This window comes from Tepidibacillus decaturensis, assembly GCF_001561915.1.
Taxonomy (GTDB): Bacteria; Bacillota; Bacilli; order Tepidibacillales; family Tepidibacillaceae; genus Tepidibacillus_B; species Tepidibacillus_B infernus.
This window is the reverse complement of sequence record NZ_LSKU01000001.1, coordinates 180,794-188,911: the sequence shown is the minus strand read 5'-3', so window position 1 is coordinate 188,911 and position 8,118 is coordinate 180,794. Positions and strand designations below refer to the sequence as shown.

Annotated in this window: 6 protein-coding genes; all 6 read right to left on the bottom strand. The window is 36.5% G+C overall.

All coding sequences use genetic code 11. The annotated features are described in order from the left end of the window. Positions 1–141: 141 nt before the first annotated feature. The 6 genes from U473_RS00835 to U473_RS00810 all read right to left on the bottom strand — a co-directional run bounded on the left by U473_RS00835 (position 142) and on the right by U473_RS00810 (position 8,017). Entirely contained in the window at positions 142–1,443 is a 1,302-nt protein-coding gene (locus tag U473_RS00835; RefSeq protein ID WP_068722500.1) for a (Fe-S)-binding protein, read from the bottom strand. Beyond that, positions 1,440–2,846: an FAD-binding oxidoreductase gene (locus tag U473_RS00830; RefSeq protein WP_068722498.1), complete on the bottom strand. Its 1,407-nt coding sequence runs from the start codon at positions 2,844–2,846 to the stop codon at positions 1,440–1,442. Before U473_RS00830 ends, U473_RS00835 begins: the two co-directional genes overlap by 4 nt. Before the next feature lie 64 nt (positions 2,847–2,910). Further along, complete coding sequence (locus U473_RS00825) at positions 2,911–4,176, bottom strand: nickel pincer cofactor-dependent isomerase, group 22 (protein ID WP_068722497.1); 1,266 nt, start codon at positions 4,174–4,176, stop codon at positions 2,911–2,913. Further along, a complete protein-coding gene (locus U473_RS00820) occupies positions 4,160–6,115 on the bottom strand; it encodes a TRAP transporter permease (RefSeq protein ID WP_068722495.1) in 1,956 nt (651 codons plus the stop codon). Before U473_RS00820 ends, U473_RS00825 begins: the two co-directional genes overlap by 17 nt. A gap of 69 nt (positions 6,116–6,184) precedes the next feature. Then, a complete protein-coding gene (locus tag U473_RS00815; protein ID WP_068722493.1) occupies positions 6,185–7,210 on the bottom strand; it encodes a TAXI family TRAP transporter solute-binding subunit in 1,026 nt (341 codons plus the stop codon). Positions 7,211–7,321: 111 nt separating this feature from the next. After that, on the bottom strand, positions 7,322–8,017 hold the full coding sequence (locus U473_RS00810; protein WP_068722490.1) for a FadR/GntR family transcriptional regulator: 696 nt from the start codon (positions 8,015–8,017) through the stop codon (positions 7,322–7,324). Positions 8,018–8,118: the final 101 nt, after the last annotated feature.

Here is an 8,118-nt window from a genome sequence, read left to right as displayed (position 1 = left end):
TATTTTTTATTATTATCATTGTATAACCTTCTAGTCTTTATAAAAGATGAAAGCTTAATACCTACCTCCGCTTAAAGAAATATCTAATCTTTAAATAAAAAGCTGCTACTTCAAACGTGAATACGTAAAGTGACGAATAGTTCACATGATTCCAGTTGACTCAGCTAATAGCTCTACTAAATGGACGACTCTTACCTTTTGTTGGAGCCCTTGGTCGATCACGCCTTTTTGCATTTGAATCAAGCATCCTGGATTTGTTGTGATGATTGTTGAGGCATGGGTCTCTTTTACTGTATCCATTTTTAAGTTTAAGATTTTCATTGATTCCTCATAATGGATTAAATTATAGATCCCGCCTGATCCACAACACATGTTGGGTCTTTTCATTTCTACTAATTTTAGACCAGGAATTTGTTTAATCAGTTCTAAAGGTTCCTCTTTTATTTTTTGGACATTTGTCATATGACAAGAACGTTGATAAGTAACAATTTCGTTCACTGGATTTTTTAACGGGAGAGGACTCGCTTCCACCAAGACTTGACTAATATCCCTAACTTTTGCTACAAAACGCTTTGCCTTTTCAGCATAGTCGGGATCATCGGTAAGTAATTGATCGTACTCAATGAGTGCCGCACCACACCCTCCAGCATTATTTACAATATAATCAATGTCTAGTTTTTCAAATACATCAATATTTTGTTTTGCTAATGCAATCGCCTGCTCATGGCCACCTGAGTGAGCATGTAAAGCCCCACAACAGGTTTGATTTTCAGGAATGACAACTTCAATATTCGCTAGCTTCATCAACTCTACAGTATAATGATTAATCCGCTGGTAGATTCCTTGCATAATACATCCTTGAAAAAAGGCAACTTTTATCTTTGGCTTCTGACTTGTGTTTTTAAGCGTACTTTCTTTTTTCCTATTATGATTGGATGGTAATATTGGTAATGTACGTTCATACTCACCTAAATGGTAAGGTAATAAATCTATTATTTTTGTAGTGTGAGCCATTTTTTGTAAACCTGTTTTTTGATATAACCAAATTAGATTACCTAAAGAAACCATAACCTTCTGTTTGGGAAAAACGTGTTTAAATAAGATATTTCGAATGATCCGAACAGAGGGTTTATAGGTCTTATGTTTTTCTAAAACTTTCTTTGCAGAATCAAGAATCCTTTCATACTGTACTCCAGTTGGGCAAGCTGTTTCACAGGCTCGACAACCAACACATAGTTCTAATGGTTCTCTAATTTGATTAATATCTTTGATTTTCCCTTCTGCCACCATTTTGACGAGATTGATTCTTCCCCGAGGAGAGTGGGTTTCTTTCTCCATTGTTAGATACGTAGGGCAAACAGGTAAACAATAACCGCATTGGACACAGGCATTGGTTAAATCATAGCGTAAATCCTGTTGGAGTTGATTAAGTAGTGTACTCATTCACTTAACACCAACTTCTGACCTGGTTCAGGGAAAATTTTTCCAGGGTTTAAGATATTATTGGGATCCCATGCTTTTTTAATGCGTTTCATCATCTCTAAACCCTCTTCACCTAATTCCATTTTCATGAAGGGAGCCTTCATTATTCCAATTCCATGTTCTCCTGAGAGTGTCCCTCCAAGTTCAATTGTTGCGCGAAAAATTTCTTCTACGGCCTTTTCTACCCGTTTCATTTCTTCTTTATCTAGCTTATTGGCAATAATATTTGGATGTAGATTACCATCCCCTGCATGACCAAAAATCACAAGATGAATCTGATATTTTTCTTTAATTTCTTTTAACCGTTTAAACATCTCTGGGATTTTGCTTCTTGGAACTGTTGCATCCTCGGAAATTTTGGTCGGTTTAATTTTTACAATTGCTGGAGAAACCAGTTTCCTCGCTCGCCACAGTTCTTCCCGTTCTTCTTTGGTGGTGGCGATTTTCACTTCTCTCGCTCCTAATTGACTACAAATTTCTTTTACTTTTTCGATTTCATCTTTCATTGCTAAAGGGTGCCCGTCTACTTCTATAAGGAGAATCGCTTCTGCGTCACGGGGAAGGCCTACAGGTTCATAGTCTTCAACAGCTTGAATGGATGCCTGATCCATTAATTCTAATTTGGAAGGTAAAATACCACTTGTTAATATTTTCGAAATCGCTCGACCTGAATCGACAATATCGTTAAAAATGACCATTGCTGTTTCCGTCGCTGGTGGTTTGGGAATTAATCGTAAGATCGCTTCGGTAATAATACCAAGTGTACCTTCTGAACCAACAATCAACTTGGTTAAATCGTACCCAGTAACGTTTTTCACCGTTTTCCCACCTGTACGAATTACTTTTCCTTCAGGGGTTACCACTTCAAGTCCAATCACATAATCTTTGGTTACTCCATATTTTAATCCCTTTGGACCACCCGAATTTTCTGCAAGGTTTCCTCCAATCGTAGAAACATGGGAACTACTTGGATCAGGTGGGTACATCAAACCATATTGTTCAGCTACTTTATGAATGTCTGCGGTTAAGACTCCTGGTGAGACGATTGCTACTAGATTATCTGGATCGATAATCAGGGTTTGGTTCATTTTCGATAAATCAAGAACAAGCCCCCCTTTGACTGGCAGAGACCCACCACTTAAACCCGTCGATTGTCCTCGAGGGTAAATAGGAAGCTTCTCTTGATTGGCTAATTGTACGAGACGAACAATTTCATCTTTACTTTTCGGCTGCACAACGATATCTGGTAGATAAGTACCGAAAGAACCATCATAAGAATAACTATATAAATCAGAGATATCGGTCATGACTCTTTTCGGATCGGGTATTAATCTCTTAATCTTCTCTATTACTCTATTTTCCATTATTATCCCCTCCCAAATTACCTTGCACACGGAAAGCTTTCACACCACTACTTACTTATAGCCCTTAATTTAAGGTGAGCGAATTGGTTTCATCAAATTTTATATTTAGGGGACCTTCTAGTAATTCAAAATTTTTTTCTCCTTGCAAAGTTTGAAATATTGCTTCCGAAACCCATAATTCATCAATTTGTAAGGTGTTTTTGATGATAGCTATTTTTAAATTTGATAAATCATCTCGTTTTAATACTTTTTCAATCCCCTCAAATAATGTCTTATCATCTGGGAAAGTCATAGGTATTGCAGCTCTAGTAACAAAACCGCTTGTCATGCAATTTAGATAGGTTGCCTGTTTATCGATTTTTCTCACTAACTTTTCTGTTGTAAAATCAGCTAAACCAATACCAGTTGCATTCCCATGAGATTCTTCAGATAAATCTAAAACAGCAAGATAGCGAATATTCGTGTGAGTAGGTTCAGGTACTCCTTCGATCCGAAGTCTACCAATGACATTCGTATCCATTCCTGTACCGCTGTAGTTCTTGCCCATCTGTAAAATAATGGCTAAATCAATATCTTTTACTGGAAGTTTAGGCATATAGGATTTTGCTATTTGTAACAGTCTCTTTTCCTCTTTTAAAATTTCATCTTTATACAAACCTTTGATCATTGCTGTTTCTTCTAACGCATTTTCTACAATCCCAATTCCTCCAATAATAGGTGCTAATTCCATCGCCTTTATGGCAATAGAAGGAATGGACTTAGCAAGATACTCTGCACCTAATGAATGAACCATTGATGCTCCTTTTGCTCTCCCCATTCCTACTGCCATCATCTTAAGTAATCCACTTTCATATGTTCCTGTAAAAGAAGTATGGGCTTTTATACGATTAACGACAAGTATTCCGTCTGCTTTTACTGCTTCCTTAGCCACATATACAGGTAGCCCTGTTATCTCCTGATCTGTATTTCCAAGTTGAACTACTTCTGAAGAGAAGATAACTGGGCATTTCATCACATCTTCTGTTATACCTAGGCTTTCCAATATACTTTTTTGCCCTTCACTTATACCTCCACCATGACTGCCCATTGCAGAAAAAAGGAAAGGTTGATATCCCATTTCCTTTAATTTTGTAATGATCGTTTTTAAAATAATGACGATATTGGATATCCCTCTGCTACCAGCAGGAATTGCGATGCTTGATCCTGCTAATAGTTGACTTTGACTTATCACATATTCCACTTCTTTAGCAATCGTTTCTTCAATATCCTTTACAATCGGTTGATTGGAAAAAGTTTGTTTGATTTTGTAGATTTTAGGCCAAGTATTCATGATTGGTACCTCTATTGATCACTTCTTTTTGTTTCTTTATCTGGATAAATAAAGAAATAACGAGTAACCCAATTCCTATAGCATCGGTAATAATCCCAGGTTTAATCATGAAAATTGCTGCTAAGAAGAATAGAATTCTTTCTAACCAATTTAAAGGTGAGCGATAGTAATTTAGAACAGCAACAGCAAGGGAAAATACTCCGAATAATCCAGTAATAGCTGCCAAGATAACCTTATCAAACGAAACAGGACTTCCATCTAACGTTTGCATCAAAATGACAGGATTATAAGCAAACATAAACGGAATAATAAAGCCTGCGATTGTTAATTTTAATCCTGTCCATCCTGTTTTCATTGGGTCGGCTCCTGCAATTCCTCCAGCCGTATATGATGCTAATGCAACAGGAGGTGTAACGTTAGATAGCACGCCAAACCAAAAGACGAAAAAGTGTGCTGCAAGAGGAGGAATACCTGCTTCTACTAATGCAGGTGCTGCCGTAACCGCAACCACTATATATAAAGCAGTTGAAGGTAATCCTAAACTTAGAACGATCGCTGTTAACATAACTAATACTAAAGCAACTGATAATTGACCAAAGGAAATTTTCAGGATGTTATAAGCAAGTACGGATCCTACTCCTGTCATACCCACTACACCGACGATAATTCCTGTTGCAGCTGTTGCAATACCAACTTGAATGGCACCTCGTCCAGCCTCTTCAAAGGCTTGTAAAATTTTCTTTGGGCCAATTCTTGTATCTTTATGAAACCAACTTGCTAAAATGGTGGAAATAATTCCTGCAAAACCAGCATATAGTGGGGTTCTTCCTTCAAAAAGTGTCCATACTATAACAATAATAGGTATTAATAATAACCCACGTTTTTTTAAAACATCCCAAACTCTTGGTAATGTTTCAGCACTTAATCCACTAAGTCCCAAACGTTTAGCCTCTATATCCACCATAATGATTACCCCTGCATAATAAAGCAATGCCGGAATCACAGCAGCCAACATTACTGTTGAATAAGGAACACCTACAAAACCTGCCATAATAAAGGCGGCTGCACCCATGATTGGTGGCATCATCATCCCGCCAGTAGAAGACGCAGCTTCTACTGCACCAGCAAAATGTGGTGCATAACCGATCTTTTTCATTAAGGGAATCGTAAATGTACCTGTAGTAGCTACATTTGCTACAGCACTTCCACTTAATGTACCCATCATCGCGCTAGAAAGAATGGCTACCTGTGCAGGACCACCACGTCTCTTACCTGCTATCGCTAATGCTAAATCATTAAATAAGTCAGCAGCACCACTAGCACTAAGAAAGGCACCAAATAAAATAAATAAGAAGATGTAAGTAGATGATATAGAAATCGTAATTCCTAACAATCCTTCTGTCGTCATATACATACGGTAAAGTAAACGTTCTGTTGTAAAGTTTTGATGAGCAAACATTCCTAAAAAGGAAAATTCACCAAATCTAGCATAAAGTAAAAATATGATACCAAGAATGGGTATAAACCAACCAATCGTTCTTTTTCCTGCAATTAGGGTAAGGACGATTGCTAATCCCGCTACAATATAATCTAGTAAATTCGCTTGCCCACCTCGGGCAACAAAGATATCTTTATAAAAGATAACGATATATAAACCTACGATAACCCCACCAATAGCTAGAAAAATATCCCATAGGCTAAATTTATGAGTACTCGATTTCTTATTTCCTGGGAATAGCAAAAAGGATAAAACCAATAAAAACCCCAAATGTATCGCATTTCGGTGGATTTCTTGAATTATACCAATACTATTGGCATAGATCTGAAAGACAGAAAAAAGAATGGCAAAAACTGCAACAATTTTCCCTTGAAAGCCAGTAAATTGACGCTGAGGATTGACCACTTCCTGTTTTTCTATTTTTGCCTTTTTAGATTCCATTTTTCATCTCCCCTTTAATAAAGATGGTAAGAGGGTGGTTTATGCCACCCTTTTTCATTAAATTTTCGTTTATTTGGCTTCTGGTGGTATTAAGTGTTCTGGAATCTCGAGTCCTTTTTCTTTAAAATATTTATATGCCCCGATGTGTAATGGTGCAGGCAAACCATTTAAGGATGTTTCCAACTTAATACTCTTGGCACTGTTATGTACAGAGTACATGTAATCTAAATTTTCAAATAAAGTCTTCGTTAAATCGTATACTAATTTTTCATCTACTGTATTGGCAACACCTAACCAGTTAGGTTGAGCAATTGTTTTGATCTCTTCCTTTTGACCTGGATAAGTTTCAACAGGAATGACAAAACGGAACCAAGTATTATACAACTTGTTAATACTTGCTAATTGTTCATCTGTGAACTCAAGTACCTTAACACCGGCTTTACTAGCATATAAATCAGTAACTGCTGCTACAGGAGTACCAGCTGGCATTGATGCGCCACTTATTCTACCATCTTTTATAGCTGAAGCCGCATCATTATAACCAAGATAATCAGGTTTAATATCTGCTTTTGAAAGGCCAACTCCTTCAAAGATCACCATTGTAGATTGTTCTGTTCCGCTTGCTTGTGGTCCTACGGAAAAATTAGATCCCTTTAAATCAAGAATATTCCCTGTTTTAGCTAGTTCTTCTTTTAAAACAAAATGTTCAACATTGGGCCAAAGCATGGAAATTGAACGTAATCCATCATATTTTTTTCCTTCAAAAGCACCTTTTCCTTGGTAGGCCATAGAACCAATTAATCCCTGAAAAATCGCAATTTGTGCTTCCCCGTTTCTTAATAGGTCAATATTTTCTACAGAACCTGCCGAGGATTGGGCACTTGCATTAACTCCTTTCAACTTTTCTGTCCACAAAGTCGCCATTCCTACCCCAATTGGATAATAGGATCCACCTGTTGAAGCGGTAGCAATATTAATAAATTTCATTCCGCCTCCACCATTACTTGAAGTGGTTGATGATGAACATCCAACCAGACCAATTATCATGCTGATCATTACTATCATCGCTATCATTTTTAAACCTTTTTTCCTCATTTTTCTCCCCCTCTTTTTTTAAAAATTTTCTTTAGAATGATGACTTTAAAGTCCCTTTTTCTCTATAAAAACTGAATGAATAAAAAGCACCTCCTTCATTAAACTTTATTTTTAATTAAACCTCGACTTCACATGTTCTAAATGATCCCACATCTTTTTACTAGCAAGATTTGGATCTTTTGCGACAATCGCATCATATATCTCTTTATGTTCATTTAAAATTTGTTGACTTCTACCTGGGATTTTTAAAGACTCTTGCCTACTTTTATTTAGCCCTTGGATAAAATAATCAGCTATAAGATAAATCATCTGTATAAGCATATGATTTTTACTGGCTTGAACGACAGCACGATGAAATTCGTAATCTTCTTTTGCAGCAATTTTATTTTCTATTACAGCTCTTTCTAGTTTTGTAAGCGCTTTCTTTATCTTTGTTAAATCTTCTGAAGTGGCTCTTTGGGCTGCCAAATAAGCAGCTTGTGATTCAATCCCTTGTCTTACTTCTAAAATTTCCCCCAATTGTATTCCATAATTAAACAGTAAAATATTCATCTTGTTTAATAGTTGATTAATCTGATCTTCAACCAAAAAAACGCCAATTCCCGTTTTGATTTCTACCATTCCATAATATTCCATAACACTAAGGGCTTCTCTGACTGCAGAACGAGAAACATTTAGTAATTTGGCCATTTCCCTTTCTGAAGGTAATTTATCCCCTGGCTTTAATTGCCCAGATTCAATGGAAGATTTTATTCTTTCAATAACAATTTGATAAACTCTTTTCTTTTTAATCGGCTCAAAAATCATAAAAACTCTCCTAAGAAATGCTTAATTTCTTCCCTATCTTTATTATTGGATCAATCATTAGGTGTCCTGACCACCTACACTGTTATATTTTATTTTATATT

Excerpts from the sequence above, each read along its gene's own strand:
- U473_RS00830 (WP_068722498.1), bottom strand. The coding sequence starts at position 2,846 with ATGGAAAATAGAGTAATAGAGAAGATTAAGAGATTAATACCCGATCCG.
- U473_RS00820 (WP_068722495.1), bottom strand. The coding sequence starts at position 6,115 with ATGGAATCTAAAAAGGCAAAAATAGAAAAACAGGAAGTGGTCAATCCT.
- U473_RS00815 (WP_068722493.1), bottom strand. The coding sequence starts at position 7,210 with ATGAGGAAAAAAGGTTTAAAAATGATAGCGATGATAGTAATGATCAGC.
- U473_RS00835 (WP_068722500.1), bottom strand. The coding sequence starts at position 1,443 with ATGAGTACACTACTTAATCAACTCCAACAGGATTTACGCTATGATTTA.
- U473_RS00810 (WP_068722490.1), bottom strand. The coding sequence starts at position 8,017 with ATGATTTTTGAGCCGATTAAAAAGAAAAGAGTTTATCAAATTGTTATT.
- U473_RS00825 (WP_068722497.1), bottom strand. The coding sequence starts at position 4,176 with ATGAATACTTGGCCTAAAATCTACAAAATCAAACAAACTTTTTCCAAT.